Annotated in this window: 18 protein-coding genes and 8 tRNA genes; 3 read left to right on the forward strand and 23 right to left on the reverse strand. The window is 36.3% G+C overall.

Going from position 1 to position 25256, the window contains the following annotated elements; genetic code table 11:
• Positions 1–18: 18 nt before the first annotated feature.
• Both RWM19_RS07290 and RWM19_RS07295 read right to left on the reverse strand, forming a co-directional pair.
• On the reverse strand, positions 19–2316 hold the full coding sequence (locus RWM19_RS07290; RefSeq protein WP_313985451.1) for an HAD-IC family P-type ATPase: 2298 nt from the start codon (positions 2314–2316) through the stop codon (positions 19–21).
• A complete protein-coding gene (locus tag RWM19_RS07295) occupies positions 2316–3206 on the reverse strand; it encodes a hypothetical protein (protein ID WP_313985453.1) in 891 nt (296 codons plus the stop codon). The genes RWM19_RS07290 and RWM19_RS07295 overlap by 1 nt, the downstream gene beginning before the upstream one ends.
• 209 nt (positions 3207–3415) lie before the next feature.
• Between RWM19_RS07295 and RWM19_RS07300 the strand changes: the two genes are divergently transcribed.
• The gene (locus RWM19_RS07300) at positions 3416–3961 is read left to right on the forward strand and encodes a hypothetical protein (RefSeq protein WP_313985455.1); all 546 of its coding nucleotides are present in this window, start codon (positions 3416–3418) and stop codon (positions 3959–3961) included.
• Positions 3962–4031: 70 nt separating this feature from the next.
• On the opposite strand, the gene RWM19_RS07305 is transcribed toward RWM19_RS07300, so the two are convergent.
• The 8 genes from RWM19_RS07305 to RWM19_RS07340 all read right to left on the reverse strand — a co-directional run bounded on the left by RWM19_RS07305 (position 4032) and on the right by RWM19_RS07340 (position 6054).
• A tRNA-Phe gene (locus RWM19_RS07305) sits at positions 4032–4104 on the reverse strand.
• Between the two features lie 3 nt (positions 4105–4107).
• A tRNA-Met gene (locus tag RWM19_RS07310) sits at positions 4108–4184 on the reverse strand.
• 29 nt (positions 4185–4213) lie between these two features.
• Positions 4214–4304 (reverse strand) — tRNA-Ser (locus RWM19_RS07315).
• Between the two features lie 7 nt (positions 4305–4311).
• Positions 4312–4385 (reverse strand) — tRNA-Ile (locus RWM19_RS07320).
• A gap of 48 nt (positions 4386–4433) precedes the next feature.
• A tRNA-Met gene (locus RWM19_RS07325) sits at positions 4434–4510 on the reverse strand.
• A gap of 4 nt (positions 4511–4514) precedes the next feature.
• Positions 4515–4591: transfer RNA gene (locus RWM19_RS07330), tRNA-Pro, on the reverse strand.
• Positions 4592–4593: 2 nt separating this feature from the next.
• Positions 4594–4670: transfer RNA gene (locus tag RWM19_RS07335), tRNA-Arg, on the reverse strand.
• Positions 4671–4788: 118 nt separating this feature from the next.
• Complete coding sequence (locus RWM19_RS07340) at positions 4789–6054, reverse strand: SLC13 family permease (RefSeq protein ID WP_313985457.1); 1266 nt, start codon at positions 6052–6054, stop codon at positions 4789–4791.
• A gap of 98 nt (positions 6055–6152) precedes the next feature.
• On the opposite strand from RWM19_RS07340, the gene RWM19_RS07345 reads away from it, so the two are divergent.
• Positions 6153–7175: a hypothetical protein gene (locus tag RWM19_RS07345; RefSeq protein WP_313985459.1), complete on the forward strand. Its 1023-nt coding sequence runs from the start codon at positions 6153–6155 to the stop codon at positions 7173–7175.
• 27 nt (positions 7176–7202) lie between these two features.
• Here RWM19_RS07345 and mgtE read toward each other — a convergent pair whose 3' ends face one another.
• The 13 genes from mgtE to RWM19_RS07410 form a co-directional block, all read right to left on the reverse strand.
• On the reverse strand, positions 7203–8564 hold the full coding sequence (gene mgtE / locus RWM19_RS07350) for a magnesium transporter (protein WP_313985461.1): 1362 nt from the start codon (positions 8562–8564) through the stop codon (positions 7203–7205).
• 95 nt (positions 8565–8659) lie between these two features.
• On the reverse strand, positions 8660–9337 hold the full coding sequence (locus tag RWM19_RS07355) for a phenylalanine--tRNA ligase beta subunit-related protein (protein ID WP_313985463.1): 678 nt from the start codon (positions 9335–9337) through the stop codon (positions 8660–8662).
• Positions 9338–9390: 53 nt separating this feature from the next.
• Positions 9391–10134, reverse strand: a complete 744-nt coding sequence (locus tag RWM19_RS07360) for a class B sortase (RefSeq protein ID WP_313985465.1) — start codon at positions 10132–10134, stop codon at positions 9391–9393.
• Positions 10135–10139: 5 nt separating this feature from the next.
• Complete coding sequence (locus RWM19_RS07365) at positions 10140–13700, reverse strand: SpaA isopeptide-forming pilin-related protein (RefSeq protein ID WP_313985467.1); 3561 nt, start codon at positions 13698–13700, stop codon at positions 10140–10142.
• 70 nt (positions 13701–13770) lie between these two features.
• Positions 13771–14181, reverse strand: coding sequence for a hypothetical protein (locus RWM19_RS07370; RefSeq protein WP_294023559.1), 411 nt, complete (start codon positions 14179–14181; stop codon positions 13771–13773).
• Positions 14178–15689 (reverse strand): DNA methylase, encoded by a 1512-nt coding sequence (locus tag RWM19_RS07375; protein WP_313985470.1) that lies wholly within the window; start codon positions 15687–15689, stop codon positions 14178–14180. The genes RWM19_RS07370 and RWM19_RS07375 overlap by 4 nt, the downstream gene beginning before the upstream one ends.
• Before the next feature lie 57 nt (positions 15690–15746).
• Positions 15747–16064, reverse strand: a complete 318-nt coding sequence (locus tag RWM19_RS07380; RefSeq protein WP_294023715.1) for a glutaredoxin domain-containing protein — start codon at positions 16062–16064, stop codon at positions 15747–15749.
• Between the two features lie 154 nt (positions 16065–16218).
• The gene (locus tag RWM19_RS07385; protein WP_313985473.1) at positions 16219–18072 is read right to left on the reverse strand and encodes a hypothetical protein; all 1854 of its coding nucleotides are present in this window, start codon (positions 18070–18072) and stop codon (positions 16219–16221) included.
• A 140-nt stretch (positions 18073–18212) separates the two neighbouring features.
• On the reverse strand, positions 18213–19151 hold the full coding sequence (locus RWM19_RS07390; protein ID WP_294023719.1) for an ATP-binding cassette domain-containing protein: 939 nt from the start codon (positions 19149–19151) through the stop codon (positions 18213–18215).
• Positions 19144–20256, reverse strand: a complete 1113-nt coding sequence (locus RWM19_RS07395) for an ABC transporter ATP-binding protein (RefSeq protein WP_294021891.1) — start codon at positions 20254–20256, stop codon at positions 19144–19146. Before RWM19_RS07395 ends, RWM19_RS07390 begins: the two co-directional genes overlap by 8 nt.
• Positions 20257–20267: 11 nt before the next feature.
• The gene (gene oppC / locus RWM19_RS07400; protein WP_313985477.1) at positions 20268–21194 is read right to left on the reverse strand and encodes an oligopeptide ABC transporter permease OppC; all 927 of its coding nucleotides are present in this window, start codon (positions 21192–21194) and stop codon (positions 20268–20270) included.
• Positions 21194–22672, reverse strand: coding sequence for an ABC transporter permease (locus RWM19_RS07405; RefSeq protein WP_313985479.1), 1479 nt, complete (start codon positions 22670–22672; stop codon positions 21194–21196). The genes oppC and RWM19_RS07405 overlap by 1 nt, the downstream gene beginning before the upstream one ends.
• A 249-nt stretch (positions 22673–22921) precedes the next feature.
• Positions 22922–24904, reverse strand: coding sequence for a peptide ABC transporter substrate-binding protein (locus tag RWM19_RS07410; protein WP_294023725.1), 1983 nt, complete (start codon positions 24902–24904; stop codon positions 22922–22924).
• 225 nt (positions 24905–25129) lie between these two features.
• Here RWM19_RS07410 and RWM19_RS07415 point away from each other — a divergent pair.
• Positions 25130–25218 (forward strand) — tRNA-Ser (locus tag RWM19_RS07415).
• Positions 25219–25256 lie beyond the last annotated feature (38 nt).

Consider the following 25256-nt stretch of genomic DNA (forward strand, 5'->3'; position numbering starts at 1 on the left):
TAGTAATTATACACAAGCTCACTTTAAATTGCACGAATTTATTTTGAACGCTTTATCCGTAAAAAAGCCTAATAAAGATACTATTGCAACGCCTATCACAGTTGTCAAAAGCGTAACCGGAAGTAGCTCTAAACTAAATGAAATTCCTAAGATACCCTGCGTGAAATAATAGGTAATCACGAAAAGGAAACTCATGATGAGTACAATCATTAAACGATACTTTGTGGTCGGTTGATAGATACGGTACAAGGTATAAAGATAGATTACACCTGTTACAAATACTAAGATTGCATTTGCATTTTGTAAAGATAAGTCCATTGTTGTACGATAGAACTTTGTAAAGACTACAACTAGCACAACTGTAATTGCGGATGGGAGCGCTCGTAAAAACGCATCCACCAAAAACCTACCTTTTAATCTTTCAAAGCTAGGCTCTAGTTGTAGAAATACTGTTGGAATTCCCACACAGATTGCACTAATCATTGTTAAGTGCACTGGTACAAATGGATATACAGTTTGAAATAGTGCAACATAAATCGTTAAGAAGAATGAGAATAAAGTTTTAACCAGATACATCGACGATGCTCTAGAGATATTATTGATTACCCTTCTTCCTTCACAGACAATCGAAGGTACAACATTAAAATCATTTTCTAATAAAACAATATCAGAAATATCTTTCGCAGCCGATGAACCTGCAAGCATAGCGATTGATACATCTGCTTGTCGTAATGCAGGAACATCATTTACGCCATCCCCTACCATGGCTACAACATGTTTACGCTGTAGCGCTATCAGTAGTTCTTTCTTTTGTTTCGGAAGCACTCTTCCAAAAACAGTATATTCTTCGACCACTTGATTATAATCAATTTCACCAACAGATAAATCAATATACTTATCTGCATCTGGTACCCCTGCTTTTCGTGCGATTGAAGAAACTGTATTTGGATAATCACCAGAGATAATTTTAATTGTAACACCTTGTTTTGAAAGATAGGCCAGTGTTTCATTCACATTTGGTCGCATCACATCACGTATATATACCAAGCCTAGTAATTCTTTCTGATTGTCTTCTTTTGCAAGTGCTATCGCAATCGTACGCAGTTCTCCTTTAGAAACCGTATCGTGATATTTCTGATAGACTGTATCTTCTTTGTCAAATATAAATTCAAAAGCACCAACATATAGAGTTCCTATATTATGCAAAGAAGCACTTGTATATTTGCGCTCACTTGCAAACGGTTGAAAATCATCTACTTGGATTTTTGTATCACTCTTAAAATACTCAATCAGAGCTTTTGCAGTAGGGTTTGGATGTTTTTCCATCTCTAAGTATGCATGCATATATGCATGCAGATTCAACTCAGAAATATCACTGACAATCTCAATATGATCAACTTGCATATCTCCTTGCGTTAGTGTTCCTGTTTTATCAAGACATACCACATCAACTCTTGCAAGACCTTCAACTGAATATAGTTCCTGCACAAGTGCCTTTAATTTTAATAAACGCATCGTAGAAACCGCCAGGGCAACACTTGTTAGTACAACTAAGCCTTCTGGAATCATACCGATGATTGCGGCTGATGTATTTAATACGATAGCCGAATATCCTACCCCTTTTACTCCCATCTGCATTCCCACAAGTATCAATGCAACAGGAACAATTAGGACAGATACAATCTTAATCAGTTTCTGCAAATCTCTCTGTAATGCACTCTTCTGAAATCCAGATATCTTAGTGCCTTCCATAATCTTTTCAGATTGGCGGTCGTGTCCTACTTTAGTTACAGATACTTCCGCATCTCCACTTAGCACGATTGTCCCACTATAAACAGCATCTCCAACTTTTTTATAAACTGTATCAGATTCACCAGTCAAAAGACTCTCATTAATTTCTAGACTACCTTCAGTAATTACACCATCAATTGGTATCTGAATCCCTGCTTGTAAACCTAGTACATCATCTTGTACAATCTCATCAACAGAAATTTCAATCCATGCATCATTACGATAAGCATTTACTTTCGTGGTTGTGAGAATCCTTATCTGATCTAATAATTTTTTTGCACGTATCTCTTGAACCATACCGATGAGTGCGTTTGTTATGACCGCACCCATAAACATCGCATTTTGATATTTACCGGTCGTAAATACAAATATGAAAAGTATGACATTTAAAAGATTAAAATATGTAAAAATATTTTCTTTGATGATATTTATTGTCGACTTTGATAATTTCTTTGATTCACCATTCACTTTATTCTCTTGAATACGCTGGTTTATTTCATTTGTTGTCAGTCCTTTTTTTTGCATTACTTCTGCGCGATGATTTCCGCAAGTCTAATCTTACCTTCCGCGAAGGTAAAATCGTCATAATCATGTACTAACTTTTCAGCAAAGTCACACATGAACGCCATACTGTTCTTCACATCAACACCAGCTAATTGCGCAAGAACGAATACAGCTGCCTGTAGTTCGATATCAGATACATTCTCACACGGCAACATAAACTTCTCATCACCATAAGAATATACGCCTTCACCATTCTTAAAAATCATAATATTTGAACCAGTCATCGTATGTAAGTATTCAGCCGTCAGTTTAAAATCATGATATTTTTCACTTGAGAGATAATACGCATCTGTTTCAGACAATAATAATGTTGGATTCAATGAACAAAGTGCACGGAAAACATCCTCATCCATCTGATCACCAAATTCACCTGGCACAAAATAGATAGGTTTTTCTAAATCATCTAAAGTATTCAATAAATCAATAACACCTTCTCCGCTTAGCATTTCTCCATAGAGTAATACCGCATGGATATCATCTTTCTCTAATGTCTGTACAAATGACACATCAAAGTTATATTCACCACCAGGAACACTAAAATAAGTTTGATTTCCAGCTTCATCAACCATGTGATAAGTACAGCCATTTACCAGCTTTGTTCTTACATTGATTGGTAAGTTACGTGCTACCATCTCTGTTTCTACAGTTTCGCCATAAATGCCAGTACCAATCGGCGCGTATAATTCATACGGAAAATCAAAATGTTGAAATACATCAGCAGCTTTAAAACCCGTACCACTGATAATTTGTTCTTGTCTTACAACGTTAAACTCTTCATTTCCTTGCGGAAGTTTATCTACATGTGAAACAAAGTCTACATGTGCTGATCCTATAATTAATATTTTTTTCATATGTTCAGTATATCAAAATTTTCAATCAAAAATAAATTTACAATTATTACATTTCTTTTTATGATATTAGTAACAATTCATCCATACACTGTTTAAAAATAATATTTAAACAAACAGTGCTCATACCATCGAATCATCACATCATAAAAACAAGCTTTTATCATTAGAGAATACAATTCTTAATGCATTATGATAAATCGGAGGGAAATATGATTCATACACATCATTTTTTAAAGCAGATTGGTAAAACTTCACTAGCTGTATTTTTATTATTTTCTTATGGCTGTTCTAGTAACTCCACAAGTGAAGAGAAACACCAAACAACTGCGGATACAGAACAGGCAACACAAACTACAATAACCGTTTCAGTCCCAAAAACTACACCAAAGCCTACACCAAAACCGACTCCAAAGCCAACACCAACACCAGTTCCAACTTGTGACGGTACAACAATCACAACTAACTGTCAGGTAGATGGTATTGTCTATTCTAAATATATTTATCATCCAGCAATTCCTGAATCAAGTCATGTCGAAATTGTAACAACATACGAAAATCAAATTGTAGATTATAAAACACAATGCAATGACGGAACTTGGTCCCCTAGCAATGCGAAGGGAAAAGGAGCCTGTTCACATCATGGTGGTGTATATGATTTTTACGCACCTGTGTATCGTTCAGTACGAGTTGATACAGAGCAGACTGTTATTGACCCGGCCGTAGATGCATGGTATGAAACCGAAGTGAAAAAATAAGATTATAGAAATGTTGAATAATTACTTCGTATATATACAAAAAAACCTGTATTTCTACAGGTTTTTCAGGTGGCTCCAGCCAGAATCGAACTGGCGACACAAGGATTTTCAGTCCTTTGCTCTACCGACTGAGCTACAGAGCCAAATGGTTGCGAGGGAAGGATTTGAACCAACGACCTCCGGGTTATGGGCCCGACGAGCTACCAGGCTGCTCTACCTCGCGATGTGTTGTTCCGAAGAACATAATTTAAATGGCGGAGGAACTGGGATTCGAACCCAGGCGCCGATTTCTCGACCTACCGGTTTTCAAGACCGGACCCTTCAACCACTTGGGTATTCCTCCGTTTTAGTGGACCCTGAAGGACTCGAACCTTCGACCAGTCGGTTATGAGCCGACAGCTCTGACCAACTGAGCTAAGGGTCCGAGATGTTTCTTGCAAGATGCATGTTACATCTCGTTCTTAAATAGTAATGGTAGCGAGGGTGAGACTCGAACTCACGACCTACCGGGTATGAACCGATTGCTCTAGCCAACTAAGCTACCTCGCCATCATGGTCGGGATGACAGGATTCGAACCTGCGACCCCTTGATCCCAAATCAAGTACACTACCAAGCTGTGCTACATCCCGAATGGCGCGCCGAGCAGGAGTCGAACCCGCAACCTTTTGATTCGTAGTCAAATGCTCTATCCAGTTGAGCTATCGGCGCAATACACATTAAAATTAGTGCTATATAAATATAGCAAGAAAATATCTGTTTGGCAAGGTAAAAATAAAATAATTTTACAAAAGAGACTTCTCCCACAGAAGAAGTCTCTTTTATCGATTTATCCCCAGATTAGCCAAGTTATGATGTAACCAGAAAATACTGCAATTAATGTAAATGGAATACCAATACGGAAGAAGTCTTTGGAAGAAACTTTATATCCTTCTTTATTCAAAATACCAATTGCCGCAATGTTTGCGCTCGCACCAACCGGCGTTAAGTTACCACCAAGTGTTGCACCAATTAATAATCCAAAGTATAGAACATATGGTTCTACACCCATTGAGTTTGCAATGCCCTGCACCACCGGTAACATTGTCGCAACATATGGGATATTATCCACAAAGGCAGAGATGATTACCGAGACAAAAACAATCATCGTGTACATCACAAACACAGAGCTACCACCCAGTCTTACAAAGAGTTCGGCTATCGCATCAATCACACCAGCCTCTGTTATACCCGAAATAACCACGAATAATCCGATCAATAGAAGTAGTGTATTAAAATCAATTGCTTGAATTGCACGCTTTACAACATCAGTTGACTTCTCACGGATTGCTCTGTAGATAATTCCGATCACTGCATATCCCATACAGATAAAACCATTTGTAAGTTGTGGTTTATTTTCAAACTGAGAAGCGATAATCAATGTCATAATCACACCAATCATCAATAACGAAGGCACAAAGTCCGTTACTTTCGTAGTAATTTCCTCATGTACTGGATCTTTTGATTTTCTAAACAAGAATAATAATACTGGAATTGTCATTGCAGCACCAACTTCTACCGATAACGCGATACCCGGCTTACCCATGAATACAAAGAAATCATTAAAGCTCATGTTCGCATAACCACCTAGAAGAATACTTGTCGTATCCCCCACCAGTGTCGCAGCACCCTGTAAATTACTTGAAACTGCAATTGCAATCAACACCGGAATAGGGTTTGTTTTTAATTTCTTTGATACCGCAAGTCCAACAGGTGCGACCATCAATACTGTCGCTACATTATCTACAAACGCAGAAATAACTCCTGCAAAAATACTCAGTACAACTACTGCCCACTGAATATTTGGAACGGCTTTTAATAATCCTTCAGCCATTAATGCCGGCATCTGACTTTCAATAAATAACTGCACGACCATCATCGTACCAGCCAACATTAGAATAATATTCCAATCCACAGCTTTGATGACATTTCCTAACGGCAAGATTCCTAATAGAATAAATACCCCAGCCGCAATTAATGCAACATATGGACGTTTTTCAGGAAGTGCCAATAAGAATATATACATGACAACAAACAATACTAATGCAAGTACCATAAACTCCTCCAAACAAGTAAGTGAATTATAACAGAAACAGATGAAAATCAAAGTATTCTTGCATTTAAAAATTATGTACTTTCATGTAAGATTGAATCATGAAAATTACTTTAAACGATAAGATCAATCAATTCCTTAATCGCTGTCATGCAAATATCGCTAATGATACAAAAAATGATTTTGTAGGAATGCACATCACAAAGAAAAATGAGAAGAAAGTCATTAAAATGCTTGCAGATGCTGGTATCCCAGAATTTCAAGACTCCAATAACTGCCCTTCTCTTTTCCTATCTGTTGATGAGTGGGAGAATAATCCATACCATAAAAATATTCATTTAGATTGGATTAAAGATTCGCATTTTACTTTCGAAAGAGGAAAGATCGCAGGCTTCGAATTATTTAATTCTGATGTAATCCAAAAAGATCCAAATCGAGAATTAAATGATTGGATGAAATTACGCGCAATGGACCGTAATTTTGATGCTCTCTATCTATACCAAGATGATATGGACTGGATGTTTGATGCACCTAGCGAAGCCAACACCAATGATATTCCTGCACAAAGAGCACATGGCAAAGTACTTACCTTTGGTTTAGGCATCGGTTATTTCCTATACATGGCAATTCAAAATCCAAATGTAGAAGAAGTCACTGTCATCGAACGCTCAAAAGAAGTTATCGCAATGTTTAGAAATTTTATTCTCCCTCAATTCGAAACAACAAAGCCAATTCATCTCATTGAGGGTGATGCATTTGATTACTTCAATCAAGATTATCTTTCAAACTTTGATTATATCTATACAGATATTTGGCAATCATCACAAGATGGCCTACCACTGATTACAGAACTATTAGAACAATGTTATCTACCAAAAGAAAAAGCAGACTTCTGGATTGAAGATTCTTGTCTTGAGGTCATTTGGACATTAATCTTCTTATACTTTGAAGCTCTAGCACGTAATAAAGAGTTGGAAGTTAATCCATACTATCAATCCTATATCGAAAAGATTGCTCATTACTTCGATCAAATTGATGAGACAGTCTCTGATGTAGAAACGCTAAAAACATTCATGTATGATACAAATATTTCTCGTTGTATCCTATCAACAAAACTGGATTGATCTTCACTAGACCAACCCAGTTTTTATTTAAATTAACATTGGCAAGAATATATTTGCGAGTCCTAGGAAGATAAAGAATCCCAATACATCTGTCGCAGTTGTTACAAAGATGGAAGAAGATACCGCTGGATCTGCACCAAACTTATCCAAGATAACAGGAACTAAGAATCCAAAGATGCCAGCTACCACTAGATTTCCAATCATCGCAATCACTGTAATGACACCCAGAAATACGTTACGGTAAAGAATCATTACAATAATTGCTGTAATCAGACCATTCACTGTACCATTAATAACTCCAAGGAAAATTTCCTTTACAAAGGATTTCCAATCTCTTCTGAAATCAACTTTGTCTGTCGCAATCTGACGAACTAGGATTGACTGCGTTTGAGAACCAGCATTGCCACCCATACCAGAAATAATTGTCATAATAGAACTCAGCGCTACAACCTGAGCAATGGTACCTTCAAATACTTTTACGGTAAAGGAGGCCATGAACGCTGTAATTAAGTTAATTAATAGCCAAGGTAAACGTAACTTGATGGATTGTAGTAGTGTTGTATCTAAACTTTCTTCCTTGGATACACCACCCATTTCTAAGATATCTTCGTTATACTCTTCGACGATAACATCGATAATATCATCGACAGTAACGATACCAAGGATTGCCATGCGTTGATTTACAACTGGAATCGCTTTTAAGTCGTACTTAGATACAAGTTTCGCAACTTCTTCCTGATCCATCTCTGGTCCTACACTAATGAAGTTTTCCTTTGTGATATCAGCCATCAATATATTTTTATCAGAAGATAAGATATCACGTAAATCTGCAGTACCAATCAACTGCCCTCTTGCGTTAACAACAAAAATTGTTTCAATAACTTCTATCTTAGGACCAATCTCACGGATCTTCTCTAGTCCTTCTATGACTTTCAAATCTTCCCTAATTGCGATGTAGGCGGTCGTCATAATACCACCAGCCGTATCTGCAGGATATTCCAACAGATTTGTAATTTCTGTACGGTCGTTATCCTTCATCAGATTTACAATTGTTTTACGTCTACCAATTGTTAAATCTCCAATAATATCGGCGATATCATCCTGTGCCATACTGCTAAAGATTTCAAGAAGTTCATTATTAGAGAGTGCATATGTAAAGCGAACTCGAAGATCATCATCTGCTTGTTCTAACACGGAGGCAATATCCTCTGAAGATAAAATACTACACATTTTCCATAGTTCTTCATCATCAAGATATTCAGCAGCTTGCGCCACATCAATTGGATTATTTTCTTTAATATATTCAGAAAGTTCTGCAGCCTCACTATCTTCAATCATATGACGCAGTCTTTCTTCATTCATATTTTCTTTTAGTATTTCTTCAGACATCTCTTTACCCCCTTAGCATAATAACTGTATAGTCTTATGCCAAGAATTTCAATTCATTTCATCCTTTGAATTTTACAAATTTTTTATATCAGAATCTATTCCGCATCTACAATAATTATCTCAAACTCTAACGCTGGCATGCATTCCCTTAAATCATGTTCGATACGATGTAGTGCTTCTACCCTATCTTCAATTGGTGTATTGCCATTTCCTTGAATAATGAAGATAGCATTCTTTGTTGTATCATCAAACTTATAGTTTTCACCATCTCGAACACCCATCCAAGCTAAGATACCTTGACTATCACGATAGAGATAATCTGTCTCTGCAACATGCTTTGGGGTTGAACAAATCGGTAAGAATGTATCCTCTTTTTGACTAACAGTAAACAAAAGCGGTTCTTGAATCTTATCTAGATCATGACCACCGATTGCCAGAAAAGACTTCAATGTCTCCACATTATAAATATCAACGATACTGTTGACATGAGGCATAGAGCCACGGTGCTGAATATTGCGAATAAATGCCGGGATGGTTGGTGGATTCTTCTTGATACTTCTTCCAGCCTTCTGCATTAGTTCAATGTAGCCCTGAATGAATGGGTGTTGGAGTACCTCATCAATATTACACTGTAGCGCCCAGTCTTCCACCTCTTTTTGTTTTTGTAAAAATGCTGGTGTTAATTCTGAGTTTGGATCAACGTTCTTAGCGATACCAATTACAACATGTTTTACGCCAAGAGCTTCCAAACTTTTGTCTAAGATTATCTTCATATAGCACCTCACTATTACTAGCATTATACCATCTACGTATTAAAATTTTTGCTTTAAAATGAATCATTTTCCATTGTATATTCCCTAGTCTTTACTGCTAGTAAGATAACTCTTTTTGAAGAATATGCATCTAGACAAGTCTGTATAGTCACAAAGTCATCGTTAAATTTTGGCTTTAAATCTGTATCGTAGATAAGTGCGACTTTTTTCGCATCTGCTATCCATTCATAGAACTTATCAGCAGAAGTAAAATCCTTCTGCTGATAATTCCAATCTAATTCTTTGTTTTTTACTGTAATCAAAAATACTCTATATTCCTCTACTTTATCTTGCATGCACAAGTAAAAAGTTTGGTATTCGTAAAATAATTTCTTATCCGTTAATTTAGATAGTTTCGTAAACACAGAATTTTCAGCACCATAACCCACATGATGTCCGTAAATAATTTTATTTTTTGATTTTGTTTCAAAGATCATTGGTGTACCACACATAGATGGTTGTCCATCAAAATTCTGGTAAAGATATTCTTTGCCACCTGCATCAATCACTATCGGTTGTGATACGATACCCCCTTGCCAATAAATCCATGCCCAAAAATCTGGATTCTGTTTCTTCAGGTTATTCCATGCATGCGTGTTAAATTGAATTTCATCTTTTTTATTTTGAAGCTGAAGTTTCTCTGTAAGGTTTAAAATCTTTTCTTGTTCATCCTCCAATAATTTCCATTTTCTTGCATAGATACATGTACCGAATATCACGAGCAGTAAACACAAAGAGAGTTTAATCTTTACTATCATCTATCTTATCTACGTCTTGTTGAGAAAAAAGTCCATGCAATGCCAATAATTCCACCAACAATACAGAACCATACACCAAAGGAAATCCCTACACCTGTTGGAATATCTTTTTCTTTTTCATCCGCAACCGTTAATTCTACGGGTTTATCAGGATTGAAGTTTAGGTTAGAAAGGTGTTTAATTTCATACTTTTCAACAGAGATTTCATATCCCTTTGGAGCTTCAGTTTCCATAACATACAATCCTTCTGCAGCATATGGTACCGCAAAGTCCACGAATCCATGCTCATCCGTTAGGCCAACCGTAGTTCTTCCATAGATGTCCTTTGCGATTGTGCTATCAGAATGGAAGATCGTAAATTCTGTATTCTCAAGTACTGTATCGTGATCTTCTGCATCCACCTTCTTTACGCGAACATATATTTTCTTCTTACGATCAACCGCTTGAATGAGCTGCGGTTTTTCCTTTGTACCTGTTGCGGTAAATACAATATCTTGATCCATCAGTTCATATCCAAATGGTGCCTCTACTTCATGTAGGATATAGGTATTACCTCCTTTTACATACTGTCCAATGTCATAAACATCTTCATCCGTTGTAGTAAAGCGATAAACCAGTTTTGGATTTTGATTCTCATCTAATACAGGTATATATTCCTGATTTTCATTTTGTGTTGCTTCATAAATTTCAAGGGTAGATCCCACAACTGTTTTGCCATCTTCATCTACTTTTTTAAGTGAAATATCAACTGTTAGATCAATCATTTGAATCTTAATAGGACCAGATGTTGTTGGATTATATTTTGGAACTGTAAACTGGATTGTTGATGCACGGTGTACACCATTAATAATTTCCACTTCTTCTAATTCGTATTGCTGACCTGCATGCAGGTTATTTAGATGGAATCCTTCATCGGTCGTAATACCATCATTAGGAAGCGGAACCAGTTCTCCAGTTGAAAGATTCCTTAATTGTAAACGAACACCACTAACTGCTTTGCCTTCTTCATTTACTTTCTCAATGAGATATTCAACAGGCTTATCTATCATTTCTATTGCTAGTATTGAGCCATCTTCATTCACTGTAAATGTGATATCATCCGCATAATAGTATCCATCCACAGTCATTTCCTCATGTAGAGTATATTTTTTCCCTGCAGTTAAGCCTGCAATTTTATGTACTACTTGATACGCGGATACCCATTCATCAACCACGGTATTTTCTTCGTCAATCACTTGTAATTTCGCACCAGGTGTTTCTGGACCACCTGTAATCATTGTCTTTGTGATATCTGTCTTTGTAATTTCATTTGTAATTGTAAGTTTACGATGAATTGTAGATGTCACATCATCTTCTGCATTGAATTCAACAGGGTATGTCGTTTCATTTAATACAAGTCCATCCAGTGTCTGAATTTCTTGTACAACATACTTTCCTAAAGGAATATGTTCAACGAATGCATATCCATTTTCATCTGTGATAAATTCTGTATATGTCTGTCCTTTTGGTAATATCACTTTTCCATGGATTGGTTCAATGATATCTTCTGCCGCAACCAATCTAAAAATGATTCCAGCAAGACTCTTTTCTGTTACTAAATTACGGTCACTTTGATATTCTTCAACCTGCTTCTGTAGTTCAAGCTGTCCATACATACGATTATTTTTTACTTCGACTGTAATGTATTGGTTATTATCCTCATCAACATTTACAACATTCTCCTGCTTTAATATAAAAGGAATCTCCTGTGTCTCTCTTGTAAATCCATCAGGGCTACTAACTTCTTCAATCGTATAACTACCTGGTGCTAACTTAAGTGGAGTAGTAATTGTCCCACCCTGTTGTATAACACAGAATGTACCTTCAGGGTATTTCTTATCTTCATTTGTGCTTGTCTGGAAGGTATCATAACTACGTTCTCCAACACGTTGAACAACATAATTTCCTGCTGCGTCTTTGATTTTAAAACCTGCAGAATGGAAATCAATGATTTCGTTTGTCTCAGCATCTTTCTTTACAAGACGTACATAATATTCCTTTGAAATATTACTAATTTCATATTTTACATCCGGTTGATTTTCACGAGATACTTCAAAGACAAAGTCCTCATTTAAGAGTGCAATCTCACTATCCTTTGCGGATGTTTGACGTACTGTGTATTTCCCATATGCAAGTTCACCTGTTTCGGCAATACCGTCTTCATCTGTAGTGATTACTGCATATTCTTTTGGTGTAAACTCTGATAAGTGCTGATAAGCTTCTTCAAAGCTACCAAAGCGTTCAATATGTTTCTGTAAGATTGCTGTAAAAGTAGCACCTTGTTCATTTGTTGCTAGAGCTGACTGATGTTTATTAACGAATAACTTATGAATACGAAACTTTCCTGTAATTACATCATCCATAACATCAAGTGAAATATGATTTGTATCACTAGGCAGTTGATTAAATAAAACAGTTTTCTTTTCGGTATCTAGTTTATATCCCTTAGGTGCCGTGATTTCTTTTACACTATATTGATGCGAGTAATACAGTCCGTCAATTGTATTAGAAACACCACTTTCACCAACGTTTAACATACCCACTATCGTTTGTGTTGTTTCATCAAAGAGTTCATAACTAGTCTGTGCAAAAGATTCCGCTGCACCTTGCGGTTGTTGAAGGTTTGTATCTGCGTCGTGCTTGATTAAGTTTAGACTTGTCCCTACTGCATGTAAGTTAATTTCTGCACTATCTACATGTAATTTCCCTGCCTTGATAACATCCTGATTAATCGAAGAACGATAGATAATCTGATTTTCCCCACCTTCATCATTGCGAGATAAAAGTTTATTAATAAAGCGAATCTTAGCATGTTGTCCCATCGTAACTTTTACATAAAATTCATTCCCCACAACGGCAGAAACAGGATTACCATTAACATCTACAAGTGTTCCATTTTCAATCACTACATCAAAGTTTTCAAGATTTCCATTTGTATTCACAACACGAATAGGAACATTTCCATCAATTTCCCCAGTAAAGAAACTGCCTTCCTTTACGTTGTGGTTATACTCTATAACCTTTAGATTTGGCATAGTACGTAGTTGTTCTACAAGTGATCGAATTTCATTTTTCTTTTGTGTTGTATCTATTGTTGCACGTGTAATATTTGTCGTACCTAAATATTCCCAAATTAAATCTTGTGCTGCTAAATATCGCTCGTCTGTCCTCTCTCCATCAAACCCATAACCAAAAAATGCATATGCAAGTATGATATTTTGGTCAAGTTCGGACATCTTCGTCCACCCTGGATCTTCACCAACGTAACCGATTGGGTGATAGATTTCCGGTATTTTAGGCTGTATGCAGTATGCGGGTATTCCATCCGCCCGTAAGAAATGTGACTCTGGTGTATCATAGACAATCCCATCTACATAATACACTTGTCTACCAGGTACATTTTTACAAGTGATTGTTGTACTTCCTGCGTGAACATGCATGTGTGGTATCAGTGTGAATACCATGAATACTGACATGATACGCAAAATCAAATTTTGAATTTGTTTTTTGATCTTTTCTATCTTCATATGAGTTCCTCCCTACTCACTTATTTATAGAAAAAAAGTCGGTACATTCCTGTGCCAACTTTATGCCAATCTAAAATCCCTCATATTCAACCGAAATAATATCATCAAACTGTATTGTAGTACGGTCCTTAAAAATAACCTTTTTCTCAATATCATCAATACGATGCAATTGTTTTTCAACCGTTTGATAACTACCACCATTCTTTTTTAAATCCTGCAAGAAATACATAACTTTAATCAATGGTTTTTCTTTTTCATGAACATGCAAAAATTCAAGTTTATGTTTTAATTCTTCTATTTCTGTTTCCGATAACTCAATACGTCGTTGTGTCATTCTTGAGGATTCGCGAATTAAATCTTCATAGCCTGTGAGTGCCGCAAACGGCATAAACTGGGCTGCTCTTTCTGAAATCGACATCTTACGATGTATCTTAGATACTGGAGGTTCTAGATACAGCATATCTTCATACTTTTTATTCATGCCTTATGACCTCCAATCTGATTATTTCGTTCTACAGCTGTAGCACCTTCTTCTAAATCTCTCCCTTTTAATAGTTTATTCTTCCCATATTTATGCTTGATAGATAAAATTGCTTGTTGTAGTTGGTGGTCCTTTGTTTCATCTACTTTTGTTATCTTTGCTTTCGCGGTTGGTGGTGTAAATAAATCTAGTTGCGTAGCTTCTATACGCTTCTTAGCATCTTCCTCACTGATGATACTCATAAATGCGATTGTTATCTTACGCACCAACAATCTTGCATCAACAATCTTATCAAATAGCCGTTCTACAGCTTCCATAATCTCTTTCGAGAATGAAGTATGATGTGACAAATTCATAGTGCCATTTGTTGGTTTTGGAACCTCTCTTCCATACCAGTCTAGTGCTTTTTGAATATCCATCGATACTTCACAATCCTTTAAACTTTCCGCATCGTAACTAATGTATAGACCAACTTGTTTGGTAGTCATCTTCTTCGCAACCAAATCCAAAATCAATTGTTCTGTCATTTCCTTTGCGACCAGTTTTGCTTTCGAAAACGTATATCCAGACATCAATACTTGTCCTGAACTAAAACTATGATTGCTTGGTTGATAATGCTTAATTGCATGCATGGTGCAAGTTTCACATCCCCATGCATGATCAATCAGTAATTCTGCATTTATTCCAAATAGTTTATATAACAATTCTTCATTTAAATACTCGCTTTCCTTACCAATCGAACATCTTGCGATATCCCCCATGGTATACATCCCATGTTGTGCAAGCTTGCGGACATAACCTCTACCCACTCGCCAAAAATCAGTTAATGGTTGATGGTCCCACAAAAGCTTTCGATATTTGATTTCATCTAGTTCACCGATACGAACACCATATTGATCTGCTGGAAGATGTTTTGCGATGATATCCATCGCAACTTTCGCAAGATATAAGTTTGATCCAATGCCAGCAGTTGCTGTAATTCCTGTCTCTTCATAGACAGCTGATATCATCATTCTCGCTAGTTCCTCTGCTGTCTTATGATATGTTCGCAAATATCCCGTCACATCCATCATCACTTCATCAATCGAATATACATGGATATCCTCAGCAGCAATATAACGCAAGTAAATATTATAAATCTTTGCACTATATTCAAGATATTTCGCCATACGAGGCTGCGCGATAATATATGTCATTTTATATTCAGGATGACTTTCTAATATATCCCGATTCCATTCCTCTTTTATAAATTGTTTTCCATGTAACTTACTTTGACGTTCACGATTAATTTCCTTAACCTTCTGTTCCACTTCAAAAAGTCTAGGTCTACCCGACACACCTAGTTTTTTTAGTGATGGTGATACCGCAAGACAAATTGTCTTATTCGTACGTGAAGTATCAGCTACTACTAGATTTGTTGTAAGTGGATTTAAATTTCGATCCTGACACTCTACAGATGCGTAGAATGACTTTAAATCAATCGCAATGTATGTTCTTCTTTCACTCATAAATTCATCTCTGTAGATACTATTATAGCGTAATAAAAAGACAAGTTTTTACTTGCCTTAACATCCAGTTCCATCAATATTACATGACTGCCCAGACTCTACTACTGCTACTTTTGAAGTTTCTTCTCCCTTTAACCACTCTTCATAGTCAAAACAAATCGAACCATCTTCTAACACAAGTGTTGGGATACCGATATATCCTTCTCTTTTCGCATCATCATAAGCTTCAGAATGATCACGTAAAGCTAGAAATTGCTTTAGTGCACGAATCGATCCAGTAATATCGATATATTCAAACGCGACATTATTTTTTTCTAGAAATTCTTTGCACGAAACACAATGTGGACAAAGTGGACTACCAAAAACTTTTAACATAACAAACCTCCTGTTTTATTCATTGTAACCCATAATATCTCAACTACCAAAAATAATGATTAAAAAAGATAACCATTTCAGGGATTGCCTAAATGGACAATCAGATATGGTTATCTACTTTTTCTATGAATTCTATTTCAAATATGTACGAAGATTACTTTGTAACTAGATTACGTGTTTTTAACAAAATCACTACTGCACTTAAACTTACTAGTAACACACCAATCTGATATCCAATGTTTGTGTTATCACTTGTATTTGGTGTTACTGATGTAGTTGGTTGTGATGGTTGTATTGGAGTTGGAGTTACTTGTGGTACTTCTTCCCACATTGCAAATACATTCATTGTTTCTAGTACATCTGTTGTATTAGGGTCAAATGGAAGAATATTGCCTGTTGCATCCCTATAGAACCATCCCTTGAATTGCTTACTAGCATCATTACTGATTGGAGTAGTATTAAATGTTGGTATCGCTTCATCATTTGCACGAACCGCCATACCAATCGTATGACCACGCATCGCTAATGTTTCTTTATTTGCATTTGTACCATCCGCAAATGTAGCACTAGGATTATCACCTAAGCTAAATGTAACCTTCGCACTTGGTACCCATACATATTTATTACCATCACTTGATGGATTTGCTACTCCATATGTATAACGTTGACCATATCTGTTGACTGGAGATAATACAGTCACAGAAGGATCTGCCAATTGGAAATAAGTTAGTTTTTCATTGCCATTTGCTGCACCATTTGTAGGTGTAGTACTTACTTCAGCCGTTGTATCTTTATGATACTTTACAAGGTATGAACCACCTGTCACAACATATGATGAAGATTCTGCATCAATAGCCGCAACATTATCAATCGCATAGATACTTTCTGCAATTTGGTCATTTGTTGCAAGAGTATTGACTACAGTATTTTCTCCAATTTCCAGAAGAGATGTTGTACCGTAAACAGCAACTCCACCCTGGTAAGAATTCTCTCTTGTAATGTTTAGTTCTGAATTATCAATCTTGACTTGTCCATTCTCAGAATATAATCCGAAACTACCATGATCTCGAGCAAACTCTTCGTCACTTGAAAGATTAATATTAATTTTGGAATTTCCGATATTTAAACTAGAATCAAGCACTACAATTCCAAATAATGCGTTGTGTAAAGTGAAAGTAGAATTTCTAATTTCAGAAGGTAGAACTCCTCTTCCTGCTAAATTAAAAGAAGATTGCCCCATTGCTACATCATCACGTTGATAATCAATCGAAATATCTGAATTATCCACAAACATGTTAGATATCTGAGTAGCTGCTTCTAATGCTGTTCCTACAAATGATACATTTTTAAAGTTCCAACTATATCCATTTGAAACTTCTCTGTCTGGAGGAAGCTCTCCACCCTCTCCAAGTGGACTATCCCATGTCTTAATGGTAGATGTAGTTAATTTGAGTGTTGCATTTTCCAATTTTAAATTCTCTGTATACAATTTGTTAAATTTATATGCTGTAATATCTACTACCAAAGATTCTCTTGATGTACCCTTTACATTACCATCTAAAGTGACATGTTGATTATCTTTGAATACATAATTTCCATCATTCATTTCAGCTCCAGTTTGTAAATCTAAAGCTTTCTTGAAACCTTGCATATTTAAAGTAGAACCATTAACAGTTTTAATATGTGAACCACTCGCAATTGTAATTCCGTTTTGGTCATCATCGTCATTGAGAATTGTAGTATCTGAAACAACTTCTAAAGTCATATCATTATTCACTACTGCATCTCTAAATGCGGCGTTTGTAGTATCAAAAAGACCGCTAATTCGGATTGTATCGCCTGTATTACCAGCTGCTACTGCATCATTAATCGTTGCATATGTGACAGTGTCATCATCATTTAGCCAAATCTTACCAGTCTCTAATGCACTTACGCTGAGCGTAAAAGATAGGATACTACTCATTCCTAAAATCAAAGCCAATATTAATCCTGTCAATTTTTTTACCATTGATATCCCTCCATAAAAAAAGCAAAGTTAAACTTTGCTAAAATATGGTAACATGCTAAATTACAATTCGCAATTAACTTGCTACAAATAAAACGAATTTTCATTACAAGTGTAATTACTCATTCGTTTTTAAAATGTTTTTACTTCATGTTCTTGCGATATTCAGCTAATTCAGCTTCATTTGCCCATACAAAGTGTCCAGGCTTAATTTCATGGAATGCTGGTTTATCTTTATCATAATGATGGCTATCCAATGAATATGGTTTAACAACCTTGGCCTTTTCAATCTGTGGATCAGGAATAGGAACTGCTCCTAATAATGACTGAGTATATGGGTGTAATGGATTGAGGAACAATTCATTTGTTTCTGCAAGTTCCACAATTCTACCTAAGTGAATAACCGCAATACGATCAGAGATAAAGCGTACAACAGATAAGTCATGTGCAATGAAGATACATGTCAGTCCACGCTCTCTCTGTAATCTCTTTAATAAGTTTAATACCTGAGCACGAATCGATACGTCAAGCGCTGAAATAGGCTCATCCGCAATCAATAAGTCAGGCTTCATGATAATCGCTCTAGCGATGCCAATACGTTGACGCTGTCCACCAGAGAACTCATGAGGATAACGAGACATATGTTCTTCCAAAAGACCTACTTCATTTAACGCTGAAACAACCTGGTCATAGCGATCTGCTTCATCCTTATATAACTTAAAGTTAACAAGACCTTCAGAAACGATATAATCAACTGTTGCACGTTCATTTAAAGAAGCAGCTGGATCTTGGAAAACCATCTGAATCTTACGAATAACTTCTTTATCAAGTTCACGAGAAATCTTTCCAGAAATACGCTTTCCTTCAAACAAGACTTCACCATTACTAATTGGATTAATACGGTTAATTGCACGAGCAATTGTTGTCTTACCTGAACCAGACTCACCTACAAGGGAGAATGTTTCTCCTCTGTATACTTGGAAGTTAGCATCATGTACAGCAACAAACTTATTCTTACCATTGGTGAAAGTTACTTCAAGGTTTTTGACTTCAACTAGTACTTCTTTTTCGTTGTTATCCATGATATGTGCCTCCTTCACCTAATGTCTTCAATAATCTTTCATGTAAGTCACGAATTACTTCAGGCTTTTCAACCTTTGGCGCACGTGGGTCTAATAACCATGTCTTAGCTAGATGTGTATTACTTACCGCAAACATTGGAGGTTCTTCCTCGAAGTCAATCTTCATCGCATAAGGATTACGTGGCGCAAATGCGTCACCTACAACCTGCTCAAATAAACTTGGTGGAGTGCCTGTGATTGCATATAGGTCTTGACCCTTAATACCTAACTGAGGCATAGAACTTAATAGTGCCCATGTGTATGGATGCTTAGGATCATAGAACACTTCTTCTACTGTTCCATATTCAACAATCTGACCTGCATACATAACTGCAACTTTATCTGCTACATTCGCAACAACACCAAGGTCATGCGTAATATAAACAGTTGTAAAGTGATACTCTTCCTGCAAGTCTTTGATCAACTTGATAATCTGTGCCTGAATTGTAACGTCTAACGCAGTTGTTGGCTCATCACAAATCAAGATACGAGGACGGCAAGCTAGTGCAATCGCAATAACGATACGCTGACGCATACCACCAGAATACATGAATGGATATTCATCAAAACGGTTCTCTGCGTTATTGATACCTACACGCTTCATTAAATCAACCGCAATCTTACGAGCTTCAATCAAATCAACACCTTGGTGTTTTACAATAACCTCAGTAATCTGAGAACCAATCGTACGAATTGGGTTTAAGGAAGTCATTGGATCTTGGAAGATTGTCGCAATCTTCTTACCACGAATTTCTTCCCAGTCTTTATCGGAAGTATTTTCTAATAAATTTCTTCCTTCAAAAATGATCTTACCCTGTGGGATATTACCATTCTTTTCTAACATACCTGTAAATGTTTTTGTAAATACAGATTTACCAGAACCAGATTCACCTACAATTGCGAGAGTTTCACCATCGTAAAGATCTAATGAAACATTACGAATCGCAGTTAAAACACGGTCACGAACTGTAAATTCAACAATAATATCACGAGCAGATAATACTGCCTCTTTGTCGGTATTATCAAAGGTGATATCTAGATTTTTAGCTAATGTTTCTTCTGCCATGATACCCTCCTTTACATATGTGTCTTTGGATCAGAAGCATCTGCCAAAGTCTGTCCGACGATATAGAGTGAAATTGAGATAACGGCCGCTACAGCTACTGGAATCCAGAATAAATATGGAGCGGAAGTCATGTATGCTGAGTTACTTGAAATAAGTCTACCCAAGGAAACTTCTTTTTCAGTTAAACCAATTCCTAAGTAAGACAAGAATACCTCATAGGAAATATAGCTTGGAACATCTCTAGAAATAGATGTTACGATAATTGGAATCATAAATGGTAAAACGTTATGTTGAATAATCTTAGCTGTAGGTGTACCTAAGCATCTTGAAGCTAAGTTGTATTCACGGTCACGAATCATCATAACCTGAATACGAATGCTATAGGCCATACCTAACCAAGAAGTAATACATAAGCAGAATACCAACTGCCAGAATCCAGGTCCTAATACATAGGATAAGATAATAACTACTAATGTAAATGGAACGTTCGCAATGATGTTGTAAACTTCAATCATGATAACGTCCATCTTACGTGAATAACCCCAGAACGCACCTACAATAACACCAATCACATTTGTAATAAATGTAGCGATAATTGCAAGACTTAATGAAGTTTTAGCGCCTGCCCAAACTACATCAAAGAGTGAATCACCTACTTGGTTTGTACCAAACCAGAATTGGAGATTTGGTGTAACGAAGCGACGTGAGAAGTCATTGATATGTGTTTGAACAGTTGGATCATATCCACTAATAAACGGTAAAATATAAGACAAGAATAAAGTTAATAGTGTTAGTACCAAGAAGAAAATCGCAATCTTACTACTAAAGAACTTTCTAAATACACTCTTCCAATAAGAATATTTAGGACTATTCAGTCTTTCTGATGCAAAGTCGTCTAATGCGACAAAAGTAAATCTTTCATCTCTGATTTCTGACATTATCTCGAATCTCCTTTTGCCTGTAACTGAATACGAGGGTCAACAACTGTAACGAGTAAGTCACCTAATAACAAGGCAAAAATAGAAACAGCAGTGAAAATAAATGTTAGACCAATAACCATTGGGTTATTGTATGCCTTAATACTATCTGGCAACATCTTACCCATACCAGGAATCGCGAAAACAGTTTCTGTAATAACCGCACCAGAAATTGTCATAATAACAGCTGATGGGAAACCATTTACGAATGGAATAATTGCATTACGTAAAATATGTGTACGGAAAATTTCACTATTTGAAAGACCCTTAGCACGTGCAAACTTAACATAGTCAGAACTTGATTGGTCAACCATGTAACGTCTGATCCATAACATCTGTCCACCTGTACTTAATAAACCAAGAATTAAGATAGGCATAATATAGGAACGAACATCATGTGCACCATATACCGGGAACTTATCCGGTAAGCCGAATGTCATACCAATCGATCTAACGAAATAAATAAATGCAAGTGAAGGAACAGCACTCATAATATTGATATAAACTGTACCAAGCTTATCTTGCCACTTACCCTTATTCGCAGCCATCACCATACCAGCTGGAATGCCAAATAAATAAGTGATCAATAAGGCAATTAAACCTTGAATCGCAGATGTAGTTACCATTGATGGATCTTGTAAGTTAGATGTACAGTTTGCATAGTTATCATTAAACTTACCCTTATCAATGTTGTCTAACAATTCTGAATATTTATATGTACATGAATGCAAATTCACAGCTGAAGAAGATGTCTTTCCTGTTTCGAAAGTCACTTCCTGGCTCTTTGCATTACCCTGTGTCTGTGTGATAACCGTAGTTACATCAACACCACTAAAAGTTGGATAAGAAATACCAAAATTTAATCCAACAATATTTTGATGGATAAATGGGAAGCTTCCATCCATGTATACAAGATACTTATGCTCACAACCCGCACACTTAATTGCAGGTAAACCATTATAGTCATTTTCAATATAGACTTTTCTTTCCATATTTTCGTTATGACCATCATACATTCTCCATGGATGATCTACTTCGATTAATCGGCCAAACCAATTAATTACTAGCTCCGGAACAGAATAATCTTTATAGGCATAGTATTTACCATCTGAATATGTTTGAATTGTATATCCATCTGACTCATACTTCTTAACCTGTTCTTTCAATAAATCAGAACCAGTAACCATACACGCATCATAATCACTTGTATTTGCACATAGATCCTTCTGTTCTTCAAAACGGAGATAACCTAGGCTTTCCCAGGTGTTGTATTTGTATTTGATTTTATCATCCGCGCTCTTCAACTTTTGGTAAGTTGTATCAGTTGTAAAGATATTGTCGCGCGGTGTCAGCGTATAGACCAAAACCAATGCGATTGTAACAACCGCAAAAATCGAGAAGAACGATCTGATTACACGGCCTAAAATGTAACGCTTCATATAACTCACCCCTACCTTTTCATAGTAGTTATAATACCATATAAGACTACGTATTTCACTAAAATATAAATTTTTTCATGATTAATTTCATATTAATTTTCATTTTCAAATAATATGAATATTTATACATATGTATAAAAATACCCTATATCATCCATCTATCAAGAAAAAGAAAAGACAGATTCATCAATCAATGATATCTGTCTTTTAAATTGTTTATGAAACTTTACTTTGTAAAGAATCTAAGATTTATTTGCTAGCGGACTTAGCGCGTTCTGATAACCAAGCTTCCTTAGCTGCGTAGTAATCCTTGCTTGTAACGATATCCTTTTGAACACGTCTTAGCTTGAACTTGTTGCCACCCTGTCCGGCAATTGAGTATGGTCCTACGAATGGAACGCTTCTTGTAACTGTATTTGCTACAACTGTGCACTGTACACTAATAGCGAATGCATTTTCAATAATCCAAGCATCAGCCTTAGCATATGCTGCATAACGAGCATCTAAGTCATCAGTAATTGCATCAGCTTCTTCTAATAACTTCTGGTAGTCGAATAATCCAACAGCTTCCATTACAGCCTTATCAGAATCCTGGAAGTTATCTGGATCAGATGTTCCATTTAAGCCGACTGAAGTTAACTGGTCACCATTTACTGGACTATAGATATTTAAGTAACTTCTTGGATCTAAGTAGTCTGGGTTCCAACCTACTGCTGTAGAGATATCCCAGTCAGATTCATTACCACTAGTTGCAAGGTATGTTGCTGCATAGTAAGCATCCTTGTCAATTGGCATTACATTGATTAAGATTTGTCCATTTGTAGCTTCTTCTACAGACTTCTTTAAGGAGTTAGCCTGGTTAACTGCAAATGACATTGTTGAAAGTGTTACTAAGTCTAGAGAAACAGGTAATGTTAATCCAGCTTCAGAAGCAGCCTTAGCAAGTAATTCCTTTGCCTTATCTGGATTGTAGTATGGATCCTGTCCTTCAGAAAGGTCTAATGAGTTACCAAATACATCTGTCTGTTCTGTAACAAGCTTAGCAACTGTCTTACCATAATCTTCGCCCTTAATTTGAACGAATGTTGTAGGAACTAATTCATTACGTAATGAAGCCTTAGCAGCTGTTTCATCACCAACTCTTTGCTTCAAGTATGCAACTCTATCGAATGCAGCCTGTAAAGCAAGACGGAAGTTCTTATTTAGGATAGCCTTATGTGTGTTTTCCTTTTCAGCATCTGTTGTCTTGTTTGTATTGTTGAAAGAACGACGGTTATAGTTGAATGCCAATGAGAATGTACCACCATCTGTCATAGGAATATAAACGTTATCCTTGTACTTATCCATGTACTTATCAAATTCTTCAGTTGACCATGTACCACGGATAGAAGCAGATGTATATGTACCAGCTTCAAAACCATTCATGATTGAGTGGTCATCAGAGCCATCATCATATGTATAAGTTACCTTATTGATATATACGTGTTCTGCATCCCAGTAGTTCTGATTCTTTGTGAATTCAACGATAGACTTAGCTGTGTTGTTTGTTAAGATGTAACCACCATTGTAAAGAATAGATGATGGATCAACAATACCGAAATCACATGCATTTAAATCAGGGGAACCTAACTTACATCCGGAACCCTTAGAATTTAAGAAGTCTTCATTGATTGGGAATAAAATACCATAAGTTGTTAGAGAGTAGAAATAAGATGCTGGTTTTTCAAGAGTATACTTCAATGTATAATCATCAACAGCTTCTACACCAACCTGATCAAATGGTACTTCACCAGCTTCATATTCAGAGAAGTTCTTAATAAGACCTTCTACTAAGTATTTTGTACCAGACTTGAAGTCTGCTGAGTGTTGAAGACCAGTAACGAAGTCCTGTGCCTTTAATTCAGCATATTCTTCGCCTTCATTTGTTACCCATTTAACACCCTTACGAATCTTAAATGTCCATTCTGTCTTATCATCGTTAGATTCATAAGACTCAGCAAGAGCAGGTACATAGTTACCGTACTTATCATTTTCTAATAAGCCGTCAACAAAGTTTGCTGTATTTTCGTTATCAACCGCCTTGTTGGAAACTGTGTAGTCTAAGCTCTGCATATCCAAAGAATAGACGGATCTAAAGTCTTCAGATTGTGATGCAGTTGTCTGTCCACCTTTGCCATTGCAACCTGCAAGAGCTAAAACAGCGGCAAGAGAACCCAATAGTGCTTTTTTCATAAATTCCTCTTCCTCCTAATTTAAGAGAACTCCCTCTCTTAATATACCAGTAATATTACGCAAATCCTAAAATGATGTCAATAGTTTGTAAATGATTTTGAAAATATTTCCTAGTATTTTTTCTTTTATGAAAATATTTTCATAAAGTGTATTTTCTAAATTCTTTGCTTGTCTTTCACTTCCTTAAACCTACATCCTATTTCTATGATATAATTGTTCAGCGCTGGAGAAGTACCCAAGAGGCTGAAGGGGGCGGTTTCGAAAACCGCTAGACGTGAAAGCGTGCGGGGGTTCAAATCCCTTCTTCTCCGCCATAATAAAAGCCTGTCATTTTGAAGTGACTAGGCTTTTT

Origin of the sequence: uncultured Solobacterium sp. (assembly GCF_963517755.1) — a bacterium.
In the GTDB taxonomy this organism is placed as follows: Bacteria; Bacillota_I; Bacilli_A; order Erysipelotrichales; family Erysipelotrichaceae; genus Bulleidia.